Source organism: Arthrobacter sp. YAF34 (genome assembly GCF_052113245.1).
Classification (GTDB): domain Bacteria; phylum Actinomycetota; class Actinomycetes; order Actinomycetales; family Micrococcaceae; genus Arthrobacter.
This window is the reverse complement of sequence record NZ_JBFRCV010000008.1, coordinates 116246-140884: the sequence shown is the minus strand read 5'-3', so window position 1 is coordinate 140884 and position 24639 is coordinate 116246. Positions and strand designations below refer to the sequence as shown.

At 66.7% G+C, this 24639-nt stretch carries 22 protein-coding genes and 2 tRNA genes; 14 read left to right on the top strand and 10 right to left on the bottom strand.

What is annotated here, in order from left to right:
• The first annotated feature begins 126 nt into the window (after nt 1-126).
• Together AB4Y72_RS11725 and AB4Y72_RS11720 are read left to right on the top strand one after the other, a co-directional pair.
• The gene (locus AB4Y72_RS11725; RefSeq protein WP_441426331.1) at nt 127-3123 is read left to right on the top strand and encodes a UPF0182 family membrane protein; all 2997 of its coding nucleotides are present in this window, start codon (nt 127-129) and stop codon (nt 3121-3123) included.
• A 176-nt stretch (nt 3124-3299) separates the two neighbouring features.
• Nucleotides 3300-3373, top strand: a tRNA-Met gene (locus AB4Y72_RS11720).
• Nucleotides 3374-3655: 282 nt separating this feature from the next.
• On the opposite strand, the gene AB4Y72_RS11715 is transcribed toward AB4Y72_RS11720, so the two are convergent.
• Nucleotides 3656-4567 (bottom strand): IS1249 family transposase, encoded by a 912-nt coding sequence (locus AB4Y72_RS11715; protein WP_441426330.1) that lies wholly within the window; start codon nt 4565-4567, stop codon nt 3656-3658.
• Nucleotides 4474-4782 (bottom strand): IS1/IS1595 family N-terminal zinc-binding domain-containing protein, encoded by a 309-nt coding sequence (locus AB4Y72_RS11710; RefSeq protein WP_441426410.1) that lies wholly within the window; start codon nt 4780-4782, stop codon nt 4474-4476. The genes AB4Y72_RS11715 and AB4Y72_RS11710 overlap by 94 nt, the downstream gene beginning before the upstream one ends.
• 345 nt (nt 4783-5127) lie before the next feature.
• Here AB4Y72_RS11710 and AB4Y72_RS11705 point away from each other — a divergent pair, with 345 nt between their 5' ends.
• The 4 genes from AB4Y72_RS11705 to AB4Y72_RS11690 all read left to right on the top strand — a co-directional run bounded on the left by AB4Y72_RS11705 (nt 5128) and on the right by AB4Y72_RS11690 (nt 7644).
• Nucleotides 5128-5841: a DUF4397 domain-containing protein gene (locus AB4Y72_RS11705; RefSeq protein ID WP_441426329.1), complete on the top strand. Its 714-nt coding sequence runs from the start codon at nt 5128-5130 to the stop codon at nt 5839-5841.
• A gap of 183 nt (nt 5842-6024) precedes the next feature.
• Complete coding sequence (locus AB4Y72_RS11700; protein WP_441426328.1) at nt 6025-6597, top strand: RNA polymerase sigma factor; 573 nt, start codon at nt 6025-6027, stop codon at nt 6595-6597.
• Complete coding sequence (locus AB4Y72_RS11695) at nt 6584-7438, top strand: anti-sigma factor (RefSeq protein WP_441426327.1); 855 nt, start codon at nt 6584-6586, stop codon at nt 7436-7438. Before AB4Y72_RS11700 ends, AB4Y72_RS11695 begins: the two co-directional genes overlap by 14 nt.
• Nucleotides 7439-7567: 129 nt before the next feature.
• A tRNA-Met gene (locus tag AB4Y72_RS11690) sits at nt 7568-7644 on the top strand.
• A gap of 119 nt (nt 7645-7763) precedes the next feature.
• On the opposite strand, the gene AB4Y72_RS11685 is transcribed toward AB4Y72_RS11690, so the two are convergent.
• From AB4Y72_RS11685 to AB4Y72_RS11675, 3 genes are all read right to left on the bottom strand, one after another.
• Entirely contained in the window at nt 7764-9188 is a 1425-nt protein-coding gene (locus AB4Y72_RS11685) for a cryptochrome/photolyase family protein (RefSeq protein WP_441426326.1), read from the bottom strand.
• A gap of 158 nt (nt 9189-9346) precedes the next feature.
• Nucleotides 9347-10138: a PspA/IM30 family protein gene (locus AB4Y72_RS11680; RefSeq protein ID WP_441426325.1), complete on the bottom strand. Its 792-nt coding sequence runs from the start codon at nt 10136-10138 to the stop codon at nt 9347-9349.
• A 140-nt stretch (nt 10139-10278) separates the two neighbouring features.
• The gene (locus AB4Y72_RS11675) at nt 10279-12330 is read right to left on the bottom strand and encodes a TPM domain-containing protein (protein WP_441426324.1); all 2052 of its coding nucleotides are present in this window, start codon (nt 12328-12330) and stop codon (nt 10279-10281) included.
• 296 nt (nt 12331-12626) lie between these two features.
• Here AB4Y72_RS11675 and AB4Y72_RS11670 point away from each other — a divergent pair, with 296 nt between their 5' ends.
• From AB4Y72_RS11670 to AB4Y72_RS11645, 6 genes are all read left to right on the top strand, one after another.
• Nucleotides 12627-14267, top strand: coding sequence for a trypsin-like peptidase domain-containing protein (locus AB4Y72_RS11670; protein ID WP_441426323.1), 1641 nt, complete (start codon nt 12627-12629; stop codon nt 14265-14267).
• A 329-nt stretch (nt 14268-14596) separates the two neighbouring features.
• Complete coding sequence (locus AB4Y72_RS11665; protein WP_441426409.1) at nt 14597-15397, top strand: electron transfer flavoprotein subunit beta/FixA family protein; 801 nt, start codon at nt 14597-14599, stop codon at nt 15395-15397.
• 15 nt (nt 15398-15412) lie between these two features.
• Nucleotides 15413-16363: an electron transfer flavoprotein subunit alpha/FixB family protein gene (locus AB4Y72_RS11660; RefSeq protein ID WP_441426322.1), complete on the top strand. Its 951-nt coding sequence runs from the start codon at nt 15413-15415 to the stop codon at nt 16361-16363.
• Between the two features lie 4 nt (nt 16364-16367).
• A complete protein-coding gene (locus AB4Y72_RS11655; RefSeq protein ID WP_441426321.1) occupies nt 16368-17147 on the top strand; it encodes a PIG-L deacetylase family protein in 780 nt (259 codons plus the stop codon).
• Between the two features lie 75 nt (nt 17148-17222).
• The gene (locus AB4Y72_RS11650; protein WP_441426320.1) at nt 17223-17753 is read left to right on the top strand and encodes a gluconokinase; all 531 of its coding nucleotides are present in this window, start codon (nt 17223-17225) and stop codon (nt 17751-17753) included.
• 54 nt (nt 17754-17807) lie between these two features.
• On the top strand, nt 17808-19202 hold the full coding sequence (locus tag AB4Y72_RS11645; protein ID WP_441426408.1) for a GntT/GntP/DsdX family permease: 1395 nt from the start codon (nt 17808-17810) through the stop codon (nt 19200-19202).
• A 181-nt stretch (nt 19203-19383) separates the two neighbouring features.
• Here the strand turns inward: AB4Y72_RS11645 and AB4Y72_RS11640 are convergent, their stop codons facing one another.
• The 4 genes from AB4Y72_RS11640 to AB4Y72_RS11625 form a co-directional block, all read right to left on the bottom strand.
• A complete protein-coding gene (locus AB4Y72_RS11640; RefSeq protein ID WP_441426319.1) occupies nt 19384-20265 on the bottom strand; it encodes an anti-sigma factor in 882 nt (293 codons plus the stop codon).
• Between the two features lie 10 nt (nt 20266-20275).
• Nucleotides 20276-20881, bottom strand: coding sequence for an ECF RNA polymerase sigma factor SigK (gene sigK, locus AB4Y72_RS11635; protein ID WP_441426318.1), 606 nt, complete (start codon nt 20879-20881; stop codon nt 20276-20278).
• A 306-nt stretch (nt 20882-21187) separates the two neighbouring features.
• Nucleotides 21188-21655, bottom strand: a complete 468-nt coding sequence (locus tag AB4Y72_RS11630; protein ID WP_441426317.1) for a tRNA (cytidine(34)-2'-O)-methyltransferase — start codon at nt 21653-21655, stop codon at nt 21188-21190.
• A 101-nt stretch (nt 21656-21756) separates the two neighbouring features.
• Nucleotides 21757-22740, bottom strand: coding sequence for a J domain-containing protein (locus AB4Y72_RS11625; RefSeq protein ID WP_441426316.1), 984 nt, complete (start codon nt 22738-22740; stop codon nt 21757-21759).
• 142 nt (nt 22741-22882) lie between these two features.
• Here AB4Y72_RS11625 and AB4Y72_RS11620 point away from each other — a divergent pair, with 142 nt between their 5' ends.
• Nucleotides 22883-23110, top strand: coding sequence for a hypothetical protein (locus AB4Y72_RS11620; protein ID WP_441426315.1), 228 nt, complete (start codon nt 22883-22885; stop codon nt 23108-23110).
• Between the two features lie 71 nt (nt 23111-23181).
• On the opposite strand, the gene AB4Y72_RS11615 is transcribed toward AB4Y72_RS11620, so the two are convergent.
• On the bottom strand, nt 23182-23610 hold the full coding sequence (locus AB4Y72_RS11615; RefSeq protein WP_441426314.1) for a hypothetical protein: 429 nt from the start codon (nt 23608-23610) through the stop codon (nt 23182-23184).
• A 91-nt stretch (nt 23611-23701) separates the two neighbouring features.
• On the opposite strand from AB4Y72_RS11615, the gene AB4Y72_RS11610 reads away from it, so the two are divergent.
• Nucleotides 23702-24472: a helix-turn-helix transcriptional regulator gene (locus AB4Y72_RS11610; protein WP_441426313.1), complete on the top strand. Its 771-nt coding sequence runs from the start codon at nt 23702-23704 to the stop codon at nt 24470-24472.
• Nucleotides 24473-24639: the final 167 nt, after the last annotated feature.

The following is a 24639-nucleotide window of genomic DNA, read 5'->3' as shown; positions in this document are numbered from 1 at the left end:
AACGGCGATGGCGGCCGTTACAATGCATCAACCCTGCAATGCCGGTACGTGGTCGCAGGACTGAGTCACAGCAGCGACCAATAACTAAAAAACCAGCAGTAGACGACCAGCTATGAGGTACCGAGTTTGTCCCGTCCCGCCAGCACTGTCCCGCCCGGAAGACCCCAGACACGACGCGGCGCCCTGACGCCGACGCTCATCATCGTGGCCCTGATAGTGGTCGGATTCATCTTCTTCGCCAACGTGTGGACGGATGTTCTCTGGTACCAGCAACTGGGCTTCTTCGAAGTGTTCATGACCGAGAACCTGGCCCGGATCGGGATCTTCCTGACCGGCTTCGCCGTCATGTTTGCGGCTGTCTTCTTCGCCATCCGCATTGCCTACCACGCGCGGCCGGTCTATGCGCCTGACTCGGAGGTCCGGGACAACCTGAACCGGTACCAGGTCCAACTCGAACCCGTCCGGCGCGTCGTGATGGTGGGGCTTCCCATCCTCTTTGGACTTTTTGCCGGCAGCGCCGCCGCCAGCCAGTGGCAGAAAGTCCTCCTGTTCTTCAACCAGGAGCCCTTCGGCCAGAACGATCCGCAGTTCGGCCTGGACATCAGCTTCTACCTCATGACGCTTCCCTTCCTCGGCTTCGTCACCGGGTTCCTCATCAGCGTCACGGTGATCGCGGGGCTCGCGGGCATCCTCACGCACTACCTCTACGGCAGCATCCGGATCATGGAACGCGGGATCTTCACCAGCCGCGCCGCGCAGATCCACTTGGCGGTGACGGGCGCCGCCTTCCTGGTCCTGCTGGGCATTAATTTCTGGCTTGACCGCTATTCGACGGTGCAGAACAGCGGCGGACGCTGGGCCGGCGCGCTGTACACGGACGTGAACGCCGTGATTCCGACCAAGGCCATCCTGGCCGTGGCGGCGGCCATCGTGGCTGTCCTGTTCATCGTCGCCGCAGTGATCGGTAAGTGGCGGCTTCCGGTGATCGGCACCGCCATGCTCATCATCACGGCCATCCTGGCCGGTGGCGTCTACCCCTGGGTCATCCAGCAGTTCCAGGTCCGGCCCTCGGAACAGACCCTGGAGAACCCCTACATCAAGCGGAACATCGCCATGACCCGTGCCGCCTACGGGCTGGATAAGGTCCAGGAGAAGCGGTACAACGCCACCACCAACGCCACCACCGGGGCGCTGGCCCCCGATGCGCAGACCACGGCCAACATCCGCCTCCTGGATCCGAACCTGATCTCGGATGCGTTCTCGCAGCTCGAACAGTACCGGCCCTACTACCAGTTCCCCAGCGCCCTGAATGTGGACCGGTACCAGATCAACGGCAAGACCCAGGACACGGTCATCGCCGTCCGCGAGCTGAACCCGGACGGGCTGGCCACGAACCAGCAATCCTGGCTGAACCGGCACGTGGTCTACACGCACGGCTACGGCGTCGTCGCGGCCAAGGGCAACAAGTTCACCGTTGACGGCAAGCCGGAATTCCTGCAGGCGGGCATCCCGACCACGGGCGTGCTCGGCAACGATTCGACCTATCAGCCCCGCATCTACTTCGGGCAGAACTCGCCCGACTACTCGATCGTGGGCGCCCCGGCCGGTGCACCGCACCGCGAGCAGGACCGGCCCGCGGGCAAGGAAGGCGAAAGCGATACGCAGTACACGTTCACCGGCAACGGCGGCCCGAACGTGGGCAGCTTCTTCAACAAGATCCTCTACGCGATCAAGTTCCAGTCCTCGGACCTGCTGCTTTCCGACGGCGTGAACGCCGACTCCCAGATCCTCTACGACCGCGACCCGCGGGACCGCGTCGAGAAGGTCGCTCCATACCTGACCGTGGACGGCAATGCCTACCCCGCCGTTGTCGACGGGAGGGTGAAGTGGATCGTGGATGGGTACACCACGAGCCCGTACTTCCCCTACTCCCAGCAGGAGCAACTCTCCGCCGCCACGGCCGATTCGCAGACCGCGGCCAACAGGACGGTAGCGTTGCCGAACAACTCGGTGAACTACATCCGCAACTCGGTCAAGGCCACCGTGGACGCCTATGACGGCTCCGTGACGCTGTACGCCTGGGACACCCAGGACCCGGTGTTGAAGTCTTGGCAGAAGATCTTCCCGACGTCGCTGAAGCCGTATTCCGAGATGTCCGGTGCGCTCATGAGCCACGTGCGGTACCCGGAAGACCTGTTCAAGGTCCAGCGCGAACTTCTGGGCCGCTATCACGTGACCAATCCGGACGCCTTCTACACCAACAACGATGCGTGGTCCGTGCCCAACGACCCCACCGTCAAGGACGAGGTCAAGCAGCCGCCCTACTACATGTCGCTGAAAATGCCCGACCAGAGCAAGCCGGCGTTCCAGCTGACCTCGTCATTCATTCCGCAGGTGGTCAACGGCAACGCCCGCAACGTGCTCTACGGCTACCTGGCCGCGGATTCGGATGCAGGCAACCAGAAGGGCGTGAAGGCGGACAGCTACGGCCAGCTCAGGCTCCTGCAGATCCCGCCGGAGACCCAGGTCCCCGGCCCCGGCCAGGCACAGAACAAGTTCAACTCCGACCCCACCGTTTCGCAGGCCCTCAACCTGCTGCGCCAGGGTGCGTCGGCGGTGCTCAACGGCAACCTCCTGACGCTGCCGGTGGGCGGCGGTATGGCATATGTCCAGCCTGTCTATCTGCGTTCAACGGGCGAGACCTCCTACCCGACGCTGCAGCGGGTCCTGGTGGCGTTCGGCGACAAGATCGGGTTCGCGCCCACGCTGGATGAGGCATTGAACCAGCTGTTCGGCGGAAACTCGGGAGCCGCGGCAGGAGACCAACCGAATAACGGGCAAACTCCGTCCAGCCCGACGGCGCCCGGGGGGACCCCGACGGCGAAGGCGGACCTGAAGGCCGCCCTCGACGATGCCAACGCCGCGATCAAGGCGGGCCAGGAGGCACTGGCGAAGGGCGACTTCGCTACCTACGGTGAACAGCAGAAGAAGCTTGCGGCGTCCTTGCAGAAGGCGCTCGAAGCCGAAGCGAAGCTGGAAACCACGGCGCCCACGGCTGGTACGGCCTCGCCGGCCCCGTCAGCCACCCCGTCGGCCACCCCGTCAACTGCGGCCGGCGGCTAAGGCTGCTGAGTCCAAATACAGGCGCACTGCCTGCAAACGGACAGGCCGGGCTTGCCCTCCGCGGAGGATCGGGCCCGGCCTGTCCTTTGCCGGGGGAGTGCGGCAGGCGGCGAGATGCACATCACGTCACCTCGATTTGGCCCCAAGTTCACCGGCAGGTAGAGTTGATCTTGCGACGCGGGGTGGAGCAGTTCGGTAGCTCGCTGGGCTCATAACCCAGAGGTCACAGGTTCAAATCCTGTCCCCGCAACTGGAGAAAAGGTCCGGAACACTGGAAACAGTGTTTCGGACCTTTTGTTTTAAGCCGGGGAATTGGGTCAAGCCTTGGGTTATGGGTTGTAGGACAGAAGTGTGGAAACCCCGCGCATGACGGGGGCCGTCCCGCCGGGCCCCTGAGCTATCGGACTCAGGCTCCCTTGGCCTCCCGGCGGATGCGCACCGGGGGCACTTTGGCACGGACACGCCGCTAATACGGGTCCCAGGGGCCGGAATCGGGGGTTATAGGACAAAACGTGTGTAAATCCCGCGCGTGTCAGGTGCGTCCTGCCCAGCCTTTTCTGGCCCAGAGACCCTCTTCTGCGGTGGCTGAGATGCCGTATTCCTCGGGTCCGTGTGGTTGTTCGGGGGCTGTCGGTGCCGGTGGGCGTTTGGGCGTGTGGTGCTCTGGCCGGATGAGCCGGGCGGGCTGGGCCGGGCTTTCGCTGTGGAGGTAGAGGTACCACTCGATGGCCCGCTTCTGGTGGTCTTCGCTCATCCCGCGGTGGGCCTGGAGCAGCAGTCGCAGCTGGGCGTTCGTGCCGCCTTCTATCCGGTTGGTCGTGGAGGCGATGCCAAGGCCTGTGAACTCGGTGCGCAGGTAGGTGAACAACGTCCCTGCCTGACTGAGCCGTTCCAGGAGACGGTAGGCCTTGCGAAGCCGGTCATGGGTAAACCACCAGGTCTGATTCGCCCGCACCCACGCCGGCGCCATGGCGGTGTTGCTGCGGTAGGTTCGTGCCCGGACCAGCTGGCCGTGGCTCTGGTACCAGTCGTTGAGGTGACCAAGCCACGCAGCGGCCTGTGCCGGTGTGCTGATCCGTGTCAGAGCCCGGCCAAGGCGCAGCAGGGCTTTGCCGGCCTCGGTCCTGGGCCGGCTGGTCAGGTAGGTCCGCACGTTGCGTTGGACATGGACCAGGCAGCGCTGCACGGCGGTATCGGACCAGCAATCAGACAACGCCGCGGCGATCCCGGATCCGCCGTCGGTGATCACGACCCGCGGTGCGGGGAACCGCTGCAGCAGGGCGGCCCAGGCGGCCTTCTTTTCAGTGTCGCACCACCGCCAGCCGATCACGTGCTCTCCGGCGATCGCGATCAGACAGCACCACGAGCCGACATAGATCCCGTCGATCTGAATCTGGTTGTGGATCTCGCCCGTGGCCGGAATCTCGGGGCGATGTTCCAGCACCACTCCGTGCGGCGCCGGAACGACCGGGGCGTGCCGAACGCGACAACACCTGCTTGGCTGCCGCTGCCCAGCAGCCACCCCAGAAACGCTTCCAGCTCCGCACGCCGACTCACATCCGGGCGTTCACCCGAGCGGCTAGCCCCGCAATCCAGACACCGGTATCGCTGCTTTCCCGCAGCCGTTTTCCCATTACGAACCAGCGTCCGACCGCAAATCAGACATTCCAGAGATATACAAGCACCCCAGCCACCCTAAGCTCCCAAAGCTTAGCTATCCCTGATTTCGCCCGCCACGACTGGGAAGGAAGCCCCTCCCATACACACGTTTTGTCCTATAACCCGGAATCGGGTCCAGAGGCGCCCCGGTCGGCGAAAGGCGTCGTCCTGAGCTCGGTGTGGGCGGCAAAGGCCACCACCCGAATATCCGGAGTCCTGATGCGGCCAGGGCCGCCACAAGGACAAAAAACTTCCGTGGCCGTGCATCCGTGTAAGGCCTTCGGCCGGTAGTAAGGGTGTAAGCACAACCACAGCCCCCATGCGGGCATCCCCTAGGAGTTGGAAATGCGCAAGAAACTTTCTGCAGTTGCCGGAGCGATGACGCTGCTGGCAGCACTGACCTTGGCCGCACCGGCCCAGGCCGGCACGCATCACCGCGACGAAGGCACAGCGAAACTCTCGGTCCTCCACGGCGTCCCGGGCCTTACCGTCGACGTCTGGCTCGACGGCAAGCGCGCCCTGGACAACTTCAAGCCGGGCACGCTGGCGGGCCCGTTGAACGTCCCCGACGGCGACCACAAGATTGCCATCACCGGGGCGAACGCCACCAGCGCGGCCAACCCCGTCATTGGCCCCGTCACGGTCGACTTGGAAGCAGGCCAGGACTATACGGCGGTGGCACACCTGGCCGCTAACGGGAAACCGACGGCCACGCTCTTCACCAATGACACCTCCGCCAGCCCGGATGGAAAGGGCAAGCTGACCGTCCGGCACGTCGCCGCCGCACCGGCCGTCGACGTCCTCGCCGGAAAGACCGCCGTCATCAAGGGACTGATCAACCCGCATCAAAAGACGCTGACCCTCAAGGCCGGGACCGTCTCCGCCTCGGTCGCCGCCGCCGGAACCACAGCCCCGCTGATCGGCCCCGCCCACGTCAAGATCACCGCGGGGAAAAACACCATTGTCTACGCGTGGGGCAGCCTCGCGGCCAAGAACCTCAAAGTGGCCGTCCAGGTTGTGAACTCGTCATCACAAGGAGACGGGTGCGACGACGAGTAGGCTCCTAGGGCTCGTGCCGCCGTCACGTTCTCTTGCCCGGTGGGACCGCTTCGACTGCGGTCCCACCGGCAGGCGTGGTTAATGTCGTTTCGGCCAACCGCCGCCATTCGACCGTGGCGGAGCCCCAATGCGAGCGGCATAATGTGCTCCAAGAGGACCCGTAGCCGCTCAAAGGAGCACCCGGTGGAGGCTGCCGCAACGAATGATTGGGACGCCGGTCTCGATCACGCATTTGCCGGCGGCGATGAACGCGTCCTCGCGGAAGCCTACCGCCGGTTTGGTCCGCTGGTTTACACGCTGGCGCTGCGAACCTTGGGAGAACGTGCCGCGGCCGACGACGTCACCCAGGAGGTCTTCATCCGGGCTTGGAAATCACGGACCAGTTATCGCCCGGAGGCGGCACGCCTGCCCGCCTGGCTGATCGGGATCGCCCGCAATGCCATCTCCGATGCCTTGTCTGCCCGCAACCGCCAGCGCCATCTCGAGCAAGCGGCCATGCTCCTGGCTGTTGACCCCGCTGCCCGACCGGATGCCGGGGACGTCGAAGAGGTCGCCGACCGCCTGACCCTGGACGAAGAACTGGAACATTTAGGGGACCCGCAGCAGGCAATAATGCGGCTGGCGTTCTACGAAGACCTGACGCACGACCAGATCTCCTCGCGCCTGAATCTGCCGCTCGGTACCGTCAAAAGCCACATTCGGCGCAGCCTCACCCGATTGCGCACCCGCCTGGAGGTGGAACATGGAACACCTTGACGCCGAGCTCCTCAGCCTGATGGCCCTCGGCGAACCCCTGGGCACAGACGCCGACGCAGACCACCTCGCCAGCTGCCCCGTGTGCAGCGAAACCCTCCGCGGCCTGCAACACGCCGTGCACATAGCCACGCTCGATTCCACGGGCATCGAACTCGAGCAACCCGGCAGCCAGAACTGGGCCGCCATCCATCAAGCCCTCGGGCTCTCCCCGGCGCTCGCGACGGATCCCCTGAGCCAGCACTCCGTAGCGCCCGGTGGACCCCCGGAGCGGTCGGCCATCGGCCCAGCCACGGAGCAAGCGCCCCCGAACAACGGCAGCACAACAGCGTCGGCATCGACTCCAATTCGGCCCAGGGCCAAAAATCGGGCCGTCCGTCCCGGGCTCTGGATGATGGCAGCTGCGGCCGGCATCGTTCTCGGCACGGCCGCCGGATGGATCGCCGCCGGAGTCATCGGACACACGGGCACGCCGGCCCCCTCCTCCACCCAGTCGGGCCCCGCATCCATCGTCGTCGCCCGAGCGCCGTTAACGCCGCTGCCCACGCACACCGGGGGCGGAGATGCGCAAGTGGAGCGACTCCCGGATGGAACCCGCCAACTGATGATCCGGCTCTCCAACGACCACATCGCCGGATTCCGGGGAGTGTGGGTCGGATCCGCCGATCTGTCCAAGATGGTCAGCCTGGGGGTCCTCGACGGTGATTCCGGCATCTTCACCATCCCTGCCGGCATCGACCTGGCCCAGTACCCCATCGTTGACATCTCAGACCAGCCCTACAACGGGGATCCAACCCACTCCGCCGACAGTATCGCCCGTGGAACGCTCAACGCGAAAAAGTGACGCGCCGGGACCTTTCGTGAAGCCGGACATGTCGGGGATGCCTTCGTGAGGAGGCGATGGCGCCGGGCCGGGCCCGGACCGGTAGGTGGTCATGGCGCCTCCGAAACTAGGGTAGAGTTGATCAAGCGACGCGGGGTGGAGCAGTTCGGTAGCTCGCTGGGCTCATAACCCAGAGGTCACAGGTTCAAATCCTGTCCCCGCAACCAAGAAACACCAGCGGTACACGAAAGGCCCGGATCTGATGATCCGGGCCTTTCTGTTGTCCGCGTAGGCCCGCGGGTCCCGCCCGGGCCTACCCGGCCCGGACCTGCCCGTCAGCCAGTCGTCAGCCGTCTTTGAGCCGCTGGTAGGTCGCCAGGGCAAGGGCCCTGGACTCGGCAAGATCCACAATGCGTGGCGGGTACCCGAGGGCTGCGCCGTCGGCCTTCCACGGCTCGTGGACGGCCTTGTCATCCAGCGCGGAGAGCTCGGGAATGTACCCGCGCAGGTAACGGCCGGCGGCGTCGAACTTCTTGCTCTGCGTGACCGGGTTGAAGATCCGGAAATACGGCGAGGCGTCGGCGCCAGAACCCGCGACCCACTGCCAGTTCGCCGGGTTGCTCGCGGCGTCGGCGTCCACCAGCGTGTCCCAGAACCACGCCTCGCCCAAGCGCCAGTCGGCCAGCAGGTTCTTCACCAGGAAGGAAGCTGCCGCCATCCGGACGCGGTTGTGCATCCAGCCGGTCTGCCAGAGCTGGCGCATGCCTGCGTCCACCAGCGGGTACCCGGTGCGGCCCTGTTGCCAGGCCTCCAGCTCGGCTCCCGACGGCGTCTGCCACTCGAAACGGTCGAATTCGGGCCGATAATTCTGCGTCGCCAGGTCCGGGTTCTCGTAGAGCAGCTGCCAGCAGAATTCCCGCCAGCCGAGTTCGGAACGAAAGACCCCGACGTCGGCCGGTGCCCCCGTCGCAAAGTGTTCCCGCAGCGTGTGCCAGATCCGGAAGGGGCTGATTTCTCCAAAGCGCAGATGGGGGGACAGCCGGCTGGTCCCCTCCACGCCGGGAATGTCGCGGCCTGTCCCGTATTCTGCTGCCGGGCCGTCCACAAAATCCGCCAGTCGGTGATGGGCGCCGGCTTCTCCCGGCACCCAGGTCCCGGCCAGCCCGGCGCTCCAATCGGGAGTCCGGGGGAGCAGCGCCCAGCTTTCGATCGGCTCGCTTGCCGGCAGGGCTCCGTCGCGGGTGGGTGCCGGGGCGGGAAGCCGGTCCGGGGCCGCGAGCGGCTGCCGGGGCTCCGTGCCGGCCATGCAGGCCCTCCAGAACGGCGTGAACACCTTGTAGGGCCCCCCGCTGCCGGTCCGCACCGTCCACGGCTCGAACATGAGGTTGGCCTGGAAGCTCGTGGCGCTGAGGCCCTCCGTGGTGGCCCAGCTCTTGAGTCCGGCGTCGATGCTGCGTTCTGGTTCGCCGTAGCGGCGGTTCCACAGCAGGGTGTCGGCAGAGGTTTCCGCCGCGAGCTCCCGCATGATCTGTCCGGCAGGGCCGCGGCGGAGCACCAGGCGCGAGCCCGCGGCCTGGAGGGCGACGGCGAGCCGCGCCAGGGAGTGGTGAAGCCACCACTTCACGGCGCCGCCCAGGGGCCGGATGCCGGGCGATTCTTCGTCGAGGACATAGACAACGGTCAGGGGCGTGCCCAGGGCGGCGGCCTCCGCCAGTGCCGGATTGTCATCCAGCCGGAGGTCGTCGCGGAGCCAGACAAGGGTGGCAGACATGGATCCACGGTACACGCGCCGACCCGGCACCATTGCACCAGACACCACCGCGCCAGGGCACCGCCCCGCAACAGCCGCGGCACAACAAAGGCCGGGCTCCGGCGGGCCAAGAGGTGTCAGCCTCGCCCGCCGGAACCCGGCCTCTGAAACCAGGCCGGTTAGAGCTTGTCGAAGTCGGCTTCCTCCACGGTGGAGCCGGTCTTAGCGGTCCCGTCGCCGGTGCCGATGGCGGCAGGGGAGCCGCCGGACTTCATCGCGGCCAGCCGGGCCTCGATCTCGGTCTGTTCGCCGAGGTCTTCCAGCGAATTGAACTGGGCATCCAGGCTCGAGGCGGCGAGCTCCTGCTGGCCCCGGACCTTGGCTTCCTCGCGGCGGATCTTCTCTTCGAAGCGGCCAACCTCGGAGGTGGGGTCCATGATGTTGATGCTCTTGAGTGCGTCGTGGACCTGGCTCTGGGCCTGCACCGTCTTGGACCGGGCCACCAGCTCATTGCGCTTGCTGGTCAGTTCGTTGAGCTTGCCCTTCATCTGGTCAAGGCCGTGCTTGAGCTTATCCACCACTTCCGTCTGGGACGCAATGCTCGGCTCGGCGGCCCGTGCCTCGTTTTCGGAGGCGATCTGGCGCTGCAGCGCAACCTTGGCCAGGTTGTCGAACTTCTCCGCGTCGCCAACGTCGCCCCGGGCGCGGTATTCGTCGGCCTTGCGGGAAGCAGCGAGGGCCTTGTTGCCCCAGTCCTGGGCGTTCCGGATGTCCTCGTTGTAGTCGTCCTGGAGCATGCGCAGGTTGCCGATGGTCTGGGCCACCGCGGACTCTGCCTCCGCGATGTTGTTTGTGTAGTCACGGACCATCTGGTCCAGCATCTTCTGCGGATCCTCGGCCTGGTCCAGCAACGAGTTGATGTTGGCCTTCGCCAGCTGCGCCATGCGGCCGAAAATGGACTGCTTAACCATGGTGTTACCTTTCGTCCTGCTCAGTTGTCTCACTGAAATCCAGTGAACAGATGATGTGTCGCTTCTATCCGCTGCCCGGACCCTTCCGGCCGGCGCGTCGTCTGCTGTCATTCCTTCCCGTGCAGCGAATGCGCAAAAGGCTAGAAGCTGCCGGAGTCGCCGCCGCCAAAGTCACCGCCCCCGCCAAAGTCGCCGCCGCCCCAGCCGCCGCCGGAATCGCCGCCGCCAAAGTCACCGCCGCCGCCACCGCCCCAGCCGCCGCCGCCTCCGCCGTGGAGGATGGAGTTGATGAGGATTCCGCCGAGGATCGCGCCGCCGAGGCCGCCGCCGCCGCTGCCGCCGAACATCCCGCCACGGCCGTAGCCCTGGTTGGCGTAGCCGCCGAAGTGATCCACGTCGGACTGGGCCAACTGGGCGGCCTGTGCCGCCAGGGCGTGGGCCTGCTGCGCGTACTGCAGCGCGGTGATCGGGTCGCTGCGGGAGATGGAAAGCGCATAGTCCAGGTTCCGCTGGGCTTCAGCCAGGCGCGTGCGCGCGTCGGTGCCCACGCCGCCGCGGCGGGCGGTGATGTAGTCCGACGTCGCGCTGATCTGGGCCTGGGCCGACATGATGCTCTGCTGCAGCGACGCCTGGGCACGGCGCTCCTGCTCCTGCTGGTCGCGGATGCCGCTGAGCGCCGAGTCGAGTGTCTGGTGCGCCGTTGCCACGCGTCTCAGCGTGGCAATGGGATCGAACTTGCCGCCCTGAATTTCCGTCTTGACCTGCGCCAGCGCGGCTTCCACCGCGGCCACCGGTCCGGACAGTTCCGGGTGGGCCCCGGACTGGAGGATCGCCTTCGCCTGGGCCAGGTCCTGGGCCGTGTCGACGACGGCGGACTCAAGTCCGCTGCGCGCCTCTGCGAGGCTGCCGGCCACCTTGGTGATGGCGCCGATCAGCACGTTGGTCTGGTGCAGGCTTTCCTCGGCGGCCCGCACGGCCACCGCGGCGAGGCCGTTTTCGCCCGCGGCGAGCTTTTCCTTCGCCGCGGCGGAGGCGTTCTGTACGAAGTCGAGACGGTCCTTGGCCTGGTTGATGTTGTCCGCGACCTGGACCAAGGCGCTCTCCGCGTACTTGGCGCGAAGTTCGGTCAGCGATTGTTCGGCGCTGGCAATCTTTGCCTCGGCCTCCGCGGCTCCGGCGCCGACGGCGGCGAGGGCCTGCGGGGCGTTCTTCTCCAGCTCCCGAAGGGAATCGAAGTCCGCTTTCTGCTCCTGCAGTGAAGCCAGGGCCGCTTCGGAGCGGCGGATGATTTCGCCGAGCCAGCTGCGCTGCTGCTCCTCGGTGTCGGGAATGTGGTCGTCAAGCTGCTGCTGCAGTTTGAACGACTCCGTCATGTGGGCCTTGGCCTCCTGCAGCGCCTTGGTGAAGTTACCCACCGCGGCGTCACCGTATTGGGCTTGGGCGAAGCCAAGTTCCTGCTCGCTGGACTTGATGGCGTCGTCCGCCTCGATCAGCAGAGAATCGCTCTTGCGGCGCAGTTCCGCCACACTGAGGCCCGCCAGCGGGTCCGCGTCCGCACCGTGTGGGCCGGCAGAGGCCCCGGCAGCCTGGCCGGCCTTCTTCCGTCGGCTGCGGAAGTAGAGATACGCTCCCGCCCCGCCTACGGCCACGACGCCGACCCCCACCAGCACGGCACTGCCCGCGCCCTCTCCGGAGGAGACCGAGCCACTTCCGCCGCCCGCGGCATCACCGACCGCCGTGGCAGTGTCGATGGCCGCCTGGGCAAAGTCCCGCTTCCCGCCGCCCAGGTTCGGAACGATGGCGTTCTGGGTGATGGCGTCCGTCTTGGGGTAGATGGCGCTGGCCGAGCTGGGCGAGAAGTAGTAATGGCCGTCATCGGACATGGTGAGGATGACGTCAGCCTTGCCCATGCCTTTGTTTTTGGCCACGGCCACGGCCCAGGCTTTAGGGTCCGTGGGGTTCTCGAATGTCTTTGCCGTGACCACATACAGGTTGTACTTGTGATCCTTCAGGAGCTTCTGGATGGCGTCCTGGACTTCGCCCTTGCGGCTACCCAGAAGATTTCCGCTGTCCACGATGTTCTGCCCGGACGGGATTGTCACCGGGTCTTCGGCCAAGGCCGGGGCGGCGGGTAGCGCCAGCAATCCGGCCACGCCAAGGACGGCGAGAAAACGATTCAACTTAGACCGCATGTGCAACCCTTCAGCACTTCTGGGACCGGTTCGGTCGAACCAGCCGTCACAGAATGCAGCAGCGCCCCCACGCAGATGTAAAGCCGCAGGTCGCTGTGGCAATTCCATTTGATTCTATGGTGCACCCAAATGGCAGTCCACCTATGGGAATATGCCACCAGCGAAAAGCGCTTAAGCGTGCAAACGCCGGTCTGCCGACCGCTGAAAATCCGTTCAGGAACCTCCCAGCAAATGTTCGCTCTAGTATCAGTCTGAGCGTCCATAGTTGTAGGTAGACGAGGATGAAAGGAAGTCTCATGACTGAGAACCCAGTGCCGGGTGCGTCACCGGAGCCGACGCCACAGAACCGGGAACCGGAGGGGCCGCAGGATGGCGCCTCGGCTCAGACGAATGCCTCAGCGCAGCCGGATGCCCCCCAGGCCACTGAGGTGGCACCTGGAAGCCCGGCACGTGAGAACCCGACCCTCCGGATGGACCGCGCCGGGGAAGGCGCGCCGCGGCCCGTGTACCCGCAGCACCAGCCCTCCGCCGCGGATACCCAGCAGTTCGGTGCCCCGGCCCAGCATGCAGGCCCCTATGTCGCATCACCTCAGCCCGGCCAGCAGGCCGGCCCGTCCCCGTACGGCCAAGCCACTTACGGCCAAGCCCACTCCGGCGGCCAGCCGCAGTCGGCGCCGCACTATGCCTCCGCTCCGGGATTTGTGAACAACCCGGCGCACGCCCCGAAGCGCAAAGCGGCCTTCGGGGTTCCCACACTCGTCGCCAGCATCGTGGCTGCCGGCCTGATCGGCGGCGGCGTGGTCGCCGGCAGCAACGCGCTGCTGGCGGACCGCTACGCCACGGCCAGCAGCAACACCACCCAGGCGGGGCCGGTGATCGTCAACAACAAAGACGACGTCAACGCCATCTCCGCCGCCGCACTCAAGGCCTCCCCGAGCGTCGTGACCATCAAGGCCACCAGCGGCAGCGACGGCGGAACCGGCAGCGGGATCATTCTGGACACGGAGGGCCACGTGCTCACCAACACCCACGTGGTCACACTCGACGGCAAAGCCGCCAACGCCACGATGGAAGTCCGGACCAGCGACGGCAAGGTCTATTCCGCGAAGATTGTCGGTACCGATCCGCTGTCCGACCTCGCCGTGATCAAGATCGACAACCCCTCGGGCCTGGTCCCGGCCACTCTGGGTGACTCGGGCAAGCTGAACGTCGGCGACACCGCCGTCGCCATCGGCTCGCCGCTGGGACTCACCGGCACGGTCACCGACGGCATCGTCTCGACCTTGAACCGGACCATTAGCGTGGCTTCGTCGGCCGCGCCCAAGAACGGTGCGGACAACTCCCAGGGCGGCGACCAGGGCTTCCAGTTTGCACCTCCGGGCGGCGGCCAGAGCCAAAGCACCGCGGACCAGGGATCTATCTCGATCAACGTCATCCAGACGGACGCGGCCATCAACCCGGGTAACTCCGGCGGCGCGCTGGTGAACACCAAGGGCGAAATCATCGGCGTAAACGTTGCCATCGCCTCCGCCGGCGGCGACTCGTCCAGCGGCAGCAGCAACGGCAACATTGGCGTGGGCTTCAGCATCCCGATCAACAATGCCAAGCGCGTGGCCCAGGAAATCATCAACAGCGGCAAAGCCACGCACGCTCAGTTCGGCGTCAGTGTGAAGGCCAAGGCCGCGGGCACATCCTCCTCCGGGTTCTCGGTAGGCGCGGAAGTCGCGACTGTCGAGTCAGGCTCGGCCGCTGACAAGGCGGGCATCAAGGTAGGCGACGTCGTCACGAAGTTCCAGGACCTGACCATCAGCGATCCCAACCAGCTGACCGCTGCGGTGCGCGAACAGCCCGCAGGGGCCACGGTCAAGGTCACGGTCCTGCGCGGCGGCCAGCCGAAGGACCTCGATGTGACCCTCGGCGCTGCAGCAGACCAGTAGGACCAGAGCAGTAGAGCCAGAGCACTAGAGCCAGTGCAGTAGAAGCAGTGCAGTAGGAACAGCAAGAGGCCGGGCGGCACCTAGAATTCACCAAAGGTGCGGCTCGGCCTCTCGCGTGCCGGCGTCGGGCAGAATGGCGGCCAGAACAGCCGTGCGGGGAGAGGGCCGGAAGCGGGCGCTGACACAGGCGTTAACCCATGCCGCGCCGCCGGGCGGCTATATGGTTAGCTAGGAACAGCCCGTCAACCGGGCGTTCCGTGGCCATGACCCCGCCAGGGGCGGGCTATCCACCCGCATGGAAGGCTGCTGTAGACCCAGTGGAAGAAACCCTGAAGATCATTGTGCTGGTCAAGCACGTCCCGGATGCGCAGTTCGACCGCCACCTCGTTGGTGGGGCCAATACCGTTGACCGCTCCGAAAGCATCCTGTCGGAACTGGATGAGTACGCCCTGGAAGCGGCCTTGCAGCTGATCGAGGCCCGCGGCGGCGAAGCGGCCGGGAACAAGGTCATCGCCCTCAGCATGGGGCCGGCCGGGGCAGTCAATGCGGTGAAGAAGTCCCTGCAGATCGGCGCAACGGAAGGCGTGCACCTCACCGACGAGGCCCTGGCCGGCTCCGACGCCGCTGCCACCTCGCTGGCACTGGCCGCCGCAATCCGCCACCTCGGCGCCGACGCCCCCGCGGACCTCATCCTCACCGGCATGGCCTCCACTGACGGCGAGACCTCCCTGGTCCCGGCGCAGCTCGCCGAACGTCTGGGGCTTCCGCAGGTAACCTTTGCCGCGTCGCTGGAGCTCGACGCCGGCAAGCTCACCGCCCGCCGCGACGGCGACACGCACGCGGACACCATCGTGGCTCAGCTGCCGGCACTGGTCTCCGTCACAGACCAGATCAATGACCCCCGGTACCCGAACTTCAAGGGCATCATGGCGGCGAAAAAGAAGACCATCACCACCTTGAGCCTTGCCGACATCGGCGTCGACGCGGCCCACGTGGGCAAGTCCGGCTCCTGGACCGCCGTCGAGACCGCCGAGGCCCGCCCGCCGCGCACGGCCGGCACCATCATCACCGACGACGGCGACGCCGGCCTTCAGCTGGTCGAGTTCCTGGCCGCCCAGAAGCTGCTCTAAAGGGGAAAACCGAACATGGCAAAAGTACTCGTTTTCATTGACAACCCCGGCCAGGCCCTGAAGAAGTCGAGCCTGGAACTGCTCACGATCGGGCGCTCCCTGGGCGAAACCGTTGCCGCCGTCAACGGCGAACTGCACGACGACGCCGCCGCGGCCCTCGCAGCCTATGGCGCCGAGGCGTTGTATCTCCCGTCCGCCGCCGACCTCGACGACTACCTCGTGGGACCCAAGGCGGCATTCGTGGCCGCGGCCGCCGACGCCGCCGGAGCGGGCGTGGTCCTGACCGAGAACTCGGCCGAGGGCAAGGAAATCGCCGCCCGGCTCGGCATCAGGCTCGGCGCCGGCGTCATCACCGACGTCGTGGCCGTGGACCCGGACGGAACGGCGCACAAGTCGGTGCTCGCGGGGTCCTACACCTCCACCGCGAAGGCCACGACGCCCGTTTCCGTGCTGACCGTGAAGCCGAACAGCATCACGCCCGAGCCCGCGGTAACTGCCACGGCGCCGGAAAGCATCACCGTCCAGGTTCCTGACGTGACCGCGGCCGCAGCCCGGGTCACGGCGCGCAGCGACAAGCCCGCCAGCGGGCGCCCCGATCTGGCCGAGGCGCGGATCGTGGTGGCCGGCGGCCGGGGCGTGGACGGCAACTTTGGCCCGCTGGAGGAACTCGCCGACGCCCTGGGCGCCGCCATCGGCGCCTCGCGGGCCGCCACCGACGCCGGCTGGATCGGCCACGACGCGCAGGTCGGCCAGACCGGCAAGACCGTCTCGCCGCAGCTGTACATCTCCGCGGGCATTTCCGGCGCCATCCAGCAGAAGTCCGGCATGCAGACCGCCAAGGTGATTGTGGCCGTGAACAAGGACGCCGAATCGCCGATTTTCGAGATCGCGGACTTCGGCGTTGTTGGCGACCTCTTCAAGGTGCTGCCGCAGGCAACCGCCGAAATCAAGAAGCGCAAAGGCTGACCGCATGAGCACGAACGCCGTCCCGGCACAAAGCCCGTTCGATCCGGAGACCTCCAGGATCGAGCGGGTGCTTTGTTTCACGGCCCACCCGGACGACATCGATTTCGGCGCCGCCGGGACCGTTGCAGCCTGGACTGCGGCCGGGGTGCAGGTCAGCTACTGCATCATGACCGACGGCGATGCCGGCGGCTTCGATCCGGCGCAGCGCGACGAAATCGTGCGGCTGCGCGTCGCCGAGCAGGAGCGCGCGGCCGCCCTGGTCGGCGTCACGGACATCCATTACCTGCACCAGCGTGACGGCTACCTCGAACCCTCGCATGAGGTGATGCGCGAGGTGGTGCGCCTGATCCGGCAGCTCCGGCCCGACGTCGTGGTGTCCATGCACCCGGAACGCAACTGGAACCGGATCCAGAAGAGCCACCCGGACCACCTGGCCGTGGGGGAGGCCGTGACCCGGGCCGTGTATCCCGCGCTGGAGAACCCCTTCGCGTATCCGGAACTGGCCGCGTCCGGGCTGGAGGCCTACAAGTTGCCATGGCTGTGGCTCTTCGCCGGGCCGGAAGAGCGCGAAAACCACTTCGTGGACGTTACCGAACACGTCGAAAGCAAGCTTGCCGCCGTCCACATCCACGTCAGCCAGCATCCCGACGTTGACGCCATGGAGCGCACGGTCCGCGGCCTCATGCTCGGTACGGGGGCCCGTGCCGGACTGCCCGCCGGCCGCAGCGCCGAGGCCTTCCACGTCGTCGCAGTCAACGGCCCGGGGACCATCGCCGGATTCTAGTGTTGCCGCAGCACCCCCTCTGCCATATGCTGGCCATTGTTTAAATCATATTTATTTGATGGAAGGCAGACTTTGATGGCGAAGACTGCGCAACACCCCGTTCTTGTGATCATGGGCGTTTCCGGATCCGGGAAGTCAACCGTGGCGGGACTGCTCGCCGGCAGGCTGGGCTGGGACCTGGCCGAGGGCGACGACCTGCACCCCGAATCGAACGTGGCCAAGATGCAGGCTGGCCGGCCGCTGACCGACGAGGATCGGTGGCCCTGGCTGGAAAGCATTGCGGGCTGGATCCGGGCCCACACGGAAACCGGAACTCCCGGCGTCGTGACGTGCTCGGCGCTCAAGAAGCGCTACCGGGACATCCTGCGCGGCGAGGGGGTGGTCTTCGTGTTCCTCGAAGGGACGCAGGAGAAGATCTCCGACCGGCTGGCCTCCCGCCACGGGCACTTTATGCCTCCGGCTCTGCTGGAGTCCCAGTTCGAGGCGCTCGAGGCGCCCACTGCGGACGAAAACTTCATTGCCCTGTCCGTTTCCGCATCGCCGGCGGAAGAAGCACAGGAAATCATTACCCGACTCAACCTCGCCGCTGCCGACGCCAGGCCCTGAGCCTCCCCGCGTTCCGCAGCCGACCAAGGAATTTTTGTGAAATCTCTGATAACAATGCAGCTTCCTGCTGCCGTTGACGCCGGATCCGGCGTCAACACCCAACTGCTGATCGTCGCGGGCCTCGGCATCGCACTGATCGTGGTGCTGATTGCCAAGTTCAAGTTCCACCCGTTCCTGGCCCTCGTGCTGGGGTCCGGCTTCGTCGGCCTCGCCGCCGGCGTGGAGCCGGCCAAGGTGATTGTCAACTTCGAGGACGGCGTGGGCGGCGTCCTGAAGGAAGTCGGCCTGCTGATCGCCCTCGGCGCGATGCTCGGCAAACTGCTCGCCGACTCCGGCGGCGCCAACCAGGTGGTCGACACGCTCCTGTCCAAGGCCACCGGAAACAAGCTGGTCTGGGCCATCACGCTCGTCGCGGTGATCATCGGCCTGCCGATGTTCTTCGAAATCGGGCTCGTGCTGCTGCTGCCGGTGATCGTCCTGGTCACCCAGCGCTCCAAGATGCCGCTGATGCGCATCGCCATCCCGGCGCTGGCGGGCCTGTCCGTGCTGCACGGGCTGGTGCCGCCGCACCCGGGACCGCTGATCGCGATCAGCGCCGTCAAGGCTGAGCTGGGCACCACCCTGGCCCTCGGCATCCTCGTGGCCATCCCCACCGTCATTATCTGTGGCCCGCTGTTCTCGCGCCTGGCGGCACGGTGGGTGCCGGTCGGCGCCCCCGCCGTTGCCGGCGGCATCGATACCGTGCACGGCGCGGACATGGAGGGCGTCAAGCGCCCGCCGAGCTTCCTCGTCACGCTACTGACCATCCTCTTCCCGGTGGTCCTCATGTTGCTCAGGGCCGTCGTGGACATCATCTGGCCCAACCCCGCGACGGCTCCGGCACTCCGGATGTTCTTCGACTTCGTCGGGCAGCCCCTGGTCGCCATGACCTTGGCCGTCCTGCTGGCCATGGTGACCTTTGGCTACACAGTGGGCCTCAGCGGCGCCAAGATCACAAGCAGGATCAGTGCCAGCCTCGGCCCGATCGCGGGGATCCTCCTGATCGTCGGCGCGGGCGGCGGTTTCAAGCAGACACTGATTGGTGCCGGCGTGGGTGACTCCGTGAAGGCCTGGGCCGAGGGGACCAACATGTCCGTCCTGGTGCTCGGCTTTATCGTGGCCGTTGCCCTGCGCCTGGCGACAGGCTCGGCCACCGTCGCCACCGTGACGGCCGCCGGCATCGTGGCACCGCTCGCCAGCTCGCTGTCGCCGACGCACGCCGCACTGCTGGCCCTCGCCATCGGCGCCGGCTCGCTGTTCTTCTCGCACGTGAACGACGCCGGCTTCTGGCTGGTCAAGGAGCTGTTCGGACTCACCGTGGGCCAGACGTTCAAGACCTGGTCCGTCATGGAAACGCTGATCTCCGTGGTGAGCTTCAGCCTGATCATGCTCCTCTCGCTCGTCATTTAGCCGCGCTCAACGTAGAAAGCCGCCCCGGCCGTGATTCCTCCTCTGGAAGGAGTCACGGCCGGGGCGGCTTCTCTATGTCCTGCGCCCTCAGCTACCGCGCTCCCGGATACTCTGCTCTCAGAACCCAAGCTCTCAGGTTCTGAACTCCAGCGCCCCGGGTTCGGTTGGGGACTGCGCCTGCCTACGCGCCCAGCGGTGCGGAAGCGACGGTAGGCAGGGTCGGCGTCGCGGACCCGCCCACGGGTTCCACGGTGATGCCCAGGGCGGCGGCGGAGTCGATGCCCTTGACGACCGCCGGCTTGGACAGGGCTTGCGCGTCCATGAGGCCCTGCGATACCGGGGCCGAACCGTCCTTGGGGATCAGCCACATCTGGTAGACCTTGCCCGCCGGCGGAGCAGGGACACCGTTCATCTTCACGACGGCGGCGTCCTTGGACGGGGAAATCGATACGGTGGCGGTGCCGCCTCCGTTGACGTCGACAGTGGCCTGCCGGACGTCGCTGGCCTGCATGACCTGGTTCAGCGGATCGTTCTGGTTGGCGACATAGGCGCTGACGCCCACGCCACCCAGAGCGATCACGCCTGCGGCGGCGACGCCGACAAGCCAGTTCCGCATGCCCTGCGGGCGCCGGCGTTCGTCCCGGCGCTTGCGGGCGGCACCGAGCTCGTCAGTGACGGGCAGTTCGGTACTGTCTCGAACCGGATGCGTGCCGGGAGCCGGCCGGAGTCCCGAACCGGGGAGCTGCGCCACGGCGGGGGACTGCTCTGCCGTCTGCGCCGGCAAGGAAGACATGATTCGGTCCAGCAGACCGGCCGGAGGCTCTTCCTCAGCGGTGAAGCTGGTGGCCAGGGTCTCCTGGGCCTGCCGCACCCGCTCGTTGAAGGCATCCCGCTCTGCGGCCGGTGCCGAGGCGAGGAAGTGCTCGATCGCTAGCCGTTCAGCGTCGTCCACGGCGTTGAGGGCATAAATCTCGGCCAGGTCCGCGACGCGGCCGGAGGCCAGGTCCGTGCCGATATCGGCAGTAAAGCCGCCGGGGAGGCGGTTGTTGTCATGTGCAAACATGTCAGTCAATTCAGCTCACCCCCAAGCAAGTCTTGAGTCGGATTAGTCCATCGCGGATGCGGGACTTGATGGTGGGAACGGCTGCGTTCAGCCGCTCGGCCACTTCCCGGTACGTGAGCCCGCCGTAGTAGGCCAGCCGCACGGACTCCTGCTGCGTGTCGGTCAGTGTCTCGAGGCACCGGACCACTGCCTCGGCCTCGAGCCGGCTGCCGACCTCGTCCGAGACGGAATCGTGGTCGATCTCCTGGCTGTTGGCGCCGTACTTGGCCTCGCGGTCGGTGGCGGACTGGGAAGACCGGACCTTGTCTACTGCGCGGCGGTGCGAGATGGTCATGAGCCACGCGAGCGGGCTGCCGGCCGCCGCATTGAACTTCGCCGCGTTCTGCCACACCTGCAGGAAGACTTCCTGCGTGGTGTCTTCACTGAGTTCGGCATCGATGAGGACCCGGCGTGCCATACCGAAGACGCGCCTGGAAGTGAGGTTGTAAAATTCCGCGAACGCCTCCTGGTCACCCTGTGCAATCAATCCCAGCAGACTGCCCAGCCGGCCGTTGATGTCGGCTGAGGTTCCCGCCGGTGCGGCGGCCTCGGGGTTCGGGGCATTCGGAGTTTCCATCACTCCCAAGCATAAGGTGCCCGCCGTCGAACGCGGGCCAGAAAGTGCGGCATGCGACGTGTGGCTGGCCCCTGCCCTATGGACAGGGCGTGCCCGAAGATTATCTGTCCTCACCCGCCGCACCTCGCCTTCTTCCGGTTTCTCCCCAAAACGTGCTGAGGCGACGGCTTGTGTGCCCGCCTTCAGAAGTGATTCGGCGCAGACTGGAACCTGGATGGGAGGGACCTGCGGATTACTTCGCCGCGGGATTCCGCCGGAGCAACGGCACGCTGCCGGAGCAGCCGCAGGCGGACGCGGGCGCAGGGGCTACAGTTTGGCCCCTGCGAAGCCGTTCTGGCGCCACGCCTCATAGACAGCGATGGACGCCGCGTTGGCCAGGTTCAGTGACCGGAGGGCCGGCATCATTGGCAGGCGGACGCGGGATGTCACCTGCGGACTGTTCTTCAGTTCCGCCGGCAATCCCACGGATTCGGGGCCGAACAGCAGAATGTCGCCCGCGCGGTAGCTGATGTCTGTGTAGGTGGTCTCGCCGTCGGAAGTGAACGCGAAGACCCGCTCCGGTTTCAGCGCCGCCCAGGCCGCGTCAATGTCCTTGTGGACGGTGACGACGGCGAGGTCGTGGTAGTCGAGGCCGGCGCGCCGGAGCTTGGCATCGGAAAAGTCAAAGCCCAGGGGCTCCACCAGATGCAGTTCGGCGCCGGTAATGGCCGCCAGGCGGATGGCGTTTCCCGTATTGCCGGGGATTTCTGGGGTGTGGAAGAGGATGCGGAACACGTATCCATCCTAGCGAGCCGCCGGAGCAGCGCGGCGCCTGCCGGCCGGATCGGGATTCTCCTGCCCGAAGGAGTGTCCCCGCCGGTCCTATTGCATGCTTCCTAGTGCATGCCGCGCAGCAGCCGGGCCAGCACGGGAACGTTGACGGTGTTGGGGGCCGGTCCCGAGCTGAGAAACTGCTTGAGGCCGCGGGCCAGGCCCGCTGCGTTGACGACTTCGACAAGCCCGGAGCTCTCGGCGTAGCCGCTGCCGTGGCCGCCGGCCGAGCGGCGGTGCCGGTCAATGACGGGCTGGTGCAGGTTGCCGTCCGTGCTGTGGACAACAATCCAGCCGGTGACATTGAGCTCGGGAAAAATATCCTGCATCCGGCGCACAACGTGGCCCAGCTGGGGCGGTGCGACGGAGCGTCCCCCGTGGGTCAGGGTGCTCCCGTTCCACGCGTACGCGCCCGGCGGCAGCAGCATGGAACCGATAATCGCGAGCCGGTAGCCGGCCAGGAGGGCGTGGTCGATGTGGCTGTTGTCTGCCGGGGACTGCAGCCCGTTGATGAGCCGCGCCGCCGGAATTGCGGTCAAGATCTGCCGGCTGATGAGCTGGACGGTGCGCATCTCGCGCTGGATCCGGGCCTCGGCTCCGAAGATCCCGCGCTTGCGGGGCACGCCGTGGACCTGTTGCCGCGCCACATCCGCGGAAATCAGCGCCACCGCGGCGCCGTCGGCAAACTGCTCGAAGGGGGGAACGTAGACCGGCGCATCCGCTGCGGTGTTCCGGGGCGTATTCGGGCGGACATTGGCGGAGGCCCGGCTGCCAGCGGCCGGGGCGTCGAAGTGGGCCCCCTGGTCCTCCGCGGGGGATGCGTAGGGGCTCCCGGGCGTGGCGCCGTAGGAGCGGTCATAGTCCGCGCGGCGTTTAGCGTCGATGAGCGTCTCGTAGGCGAGGGTGACCCGCCGGAAGGCCGCAGGGTCTCCTCCGTGGTCCGGGTGGGCAAGCCGGGCGGCCTTTCGGTAGGCCACTTTGATCTCCTTGGCCGTCGCCGTCACGGGGATCCTCAGGACTTGGTAATGCGAGCTGCTGCCCTGCGTCAAACAGAAATCCTTTTCGTTGATGGTGCCGGCTTCAAGGTGCACCGGACCGTTCGTGTGCGCCCGGCGTGGCCAGTTTAACCGGCTGGAGGAACAACGAGCGCGCATACCGGGATGGTTCCCGGCGGCTGGCATAATTCGGCGCATGATGATCGCCGTCGCCGCAAACCCGCGCGCGTCCTTTGGCCGGGCCCGAGCGCCGGGCCTGCCGCGGCACAATGTCCCGTCAGCCTGCGAGCAGGTGCTGGAGTCCCTGGCCCGCGGGGGCCGGATGATCGACGCCGGCCGGATCACCAGTGGTGGCACCAGCCGCTGGCGGCCAGCAACATCGTGGCCTACGCCGACGGCGAGCGGATCGGGGCGCTCCCGATGACCATCGAGGTGGTTCCGCGCGCTGTCTGTGTTCTCGCGTAGCGGCCCGGCATAGCAGCCTCGCCTGGCGGCTTAGGCGCTCGGCGCAGCAGGCTGCGCCGCCTTGCGCGGGGACAGCCGGTTCAGTGCCAGGGCGCCCACGAGCAGCCCGAAGTCACGCAGCGCGACGTCGTAGAAGCCGCCGAGGACGATCAGGTTGATGATGATGCCCAACAGCCAGACGGCCACGAGCGCAGACCCGAAGCGCGGGCGCACCGCCACCATGACGCCGGCGAGGATTTCCACCACGCCAACGATGTACATGATGGTCTGGGCCGGCAGCGGGACCACCTGGGTCGCCACAGGGGCCAGGTACATGGTCCAGTGGGTCAAAAGATTCGTGAACTTGTCCAGGCCGAACAGGATCGGCGCAACCGTAAAGACGGTCCGCAACAGGAGGAAGGCCTGGCGGTCCGCCGTGAGCTGCTGCGCCGGAACGGCGAGGGATGGAGAAACTTTCATGGCATGCTCCTTCTAAAAATGGATACTTCGATTTTAGAGCGGCACACGATGATTAAGCAATGATTCTTGTTTTTAGAGATATTCTTGTCTCATGACCAAACTTCCGTGGAACCACAGGCTGGCGGCGGTCGCGTCCCTGGGAGACGAGAACCGCAGGAGGCTGTTTGACTTCGTCGCCTCCGCGGCAGACGCCGTCGGCCGGGACGACGCGGCCCAGGCCGTGGGCCTGGCGCGGAGCACCGCCTCGTTCCACCTGGACCGGCTCGTGAAAGACGGGTTGCTGGCCGTGGAGTTCCGCAAGCTTGGAGGCCGGGAGGGCCCCGGCTCCGGCCGGCCCGCCAAGCTGTACCGGGCCGCCGTGGACGAGGTTGCGGCCTCCGTCCCCGACCGCCACTATGACCTCGCCGCCGAGCTGCTTGTCACCGCGATCGAGTCCGCAACCAGCGACGGCGGCTCGCCGCGGGATGCCCTGCTCCGGGCCGCCCGGGCCAGGGGGCAGGCGGCGGTCGAATCGGCGGCCCGCACAACCGGCCGCGAGCCCGCGGGGGACATCTGGACGGGGGACGCGGAATCCGCCGGCGGCCCCGAGGGCGCCGGCCCGTTCGCGGACTTCCTGGCGGGGCAGGGGTACTGCCCGGCGGACGACGGCAGCGGGGGACTGGTGCTGTTGAACTGCCCGTTCCATCGCCTCGCCACCGGGCATGCTGACGTGGTGTGTGCCATGAACGGAGCCTTCCTCGGCGGGGCCTCCGCGGCCCTGGGGATCAACCCGGATCGGATCGAAGCGCTCGCCATCGAAGATCTCAGGGAGCAGGGCGGCGCGCAGCCGGGGCAGTGCTGTGCCCGCATCCTGCCCGGGTGATTGGGTTGCCTGCGGCGCCGTTCGCCGGCCGGCGCCTTTGGCCCCGATTCCGGCCCCCCGGTTCGGTGTCCTCGGCGTGTCCGCGTCAAAGTGCCCCCGGACCGCATCCGCCGGACCGGAACAAGGTGGCCAGCACAAGGCACAGGGACGCTTTCACGGCTTGAATG

Bases quoted from the DNA above. Each gene is read 5' to 3' on its own strand.
- AB4Y72_RS11705 (WP_441426329.1), top strand. From the start codon at position 5,128: ATGCGCAAGAAACTTTCTGCAGTTGCCGGAGCGATGACGCTGCTGGCA.
- AB4Y72_RS11695 (WP_441426327.1), top strand. From the start codon at position 6,584: ATGGAACACCTTGACGCCGAGCTCCTCAGCCTGATGGCCCTCGGCGAA.
- AB4Y72_RS11685 (WP_441426326.1), bottom strand. From the start codon at position 9,188: ATGTCTGCCACCCTTGTCTGGCTCCGCGACGACCTCCGGCTGGATGAC.
- AB4Y72_RS11680 (WP_441426325.1), bottom strand. From the start codon at position 10,138: ATGGTTAAGCAGTCCATTTTCGGCCGCATGGCGCAGCTGGCGAAGGCC.
- AB4Y72_RS11675 (WP_441426324.1), bottom strand. From the start codon at position 12,330: ATGCGGTCTAAGTTGAATCGTTTTCTCGCCGTCCTTGGCGTGGCCGGA.
- AB4Y72_RS11670 (WP_441426323.1), top strand. From the start codon at position 12,627: ATGACTGAGAACCCAGTGCCGGGTGCGTCACCGGAGCCGACGCCACAG.
- AB4Y72_RS11660 (WP_441426322.1), top strand. From the start codon at position 15,413: ATGGCAAAAGTACTCGTTTTCATTGACAACCCCGGCCAGGCCCTGAAG.
- AB4Y72_RS11655 (WP_441426321.1), top strand. From the start codon at position 16,368: ATGAGCACGAACGCCGTCCCGGCACAAAGCCCGTTCGATCCGGAGACC.
- AB4Y72_RS11650 (WP_441426320.1), top strand. From the start codon at position 17,223: ATGGCGAAGACTGCGCAACACCCCGTTCTTGTGATCATGGGCGTTTCC.
- AB4Y72_RS11645 (WP_441426408.1), top strand. From the start codon at position 17,808: ATGCAGCTTCCTGCTGCCGTTGACGCCGGATCCGGCGTCAACACCCAA.
- AB4Y72_RS11640 (WP_441426319.1), bottom strand. From the start codon at position 20,265: ATGTTTGCACATGACAACAACCGCCTCCCCGGCGGCTTTACTGCCGAT.
- sigK (WP_441426318.1), bottom strand. From the start codon at position 20,881: ATGGAAACTCCGAATGCCCCGAACCCCGAGGCCGCCGCACCGGCGGGA.
- AB4Y72_RS11620 (WP_441426315.1), top strand. From the start codon at position 22,883: ATGATGATCGCCGTCGCCGCAAACCCGCGCGCGTCCTTTGGCCGGGCC.
- AB4Y72_RS11615 (WP_441426314.1), bottom strand. From the start codon at position 23,610: ATGAAAGTTTCTCCATCCCTCGCCGTTCCGGCGCAGCAGCTCACGGCG.
- AB4Y72_RS11610 (WP_441426313.1), top strand. From the start codon at position 23,702: ATGACCAAACTTCCGTGGAACCACAGGCTGGCGGCGGTCGCGTCCCTG.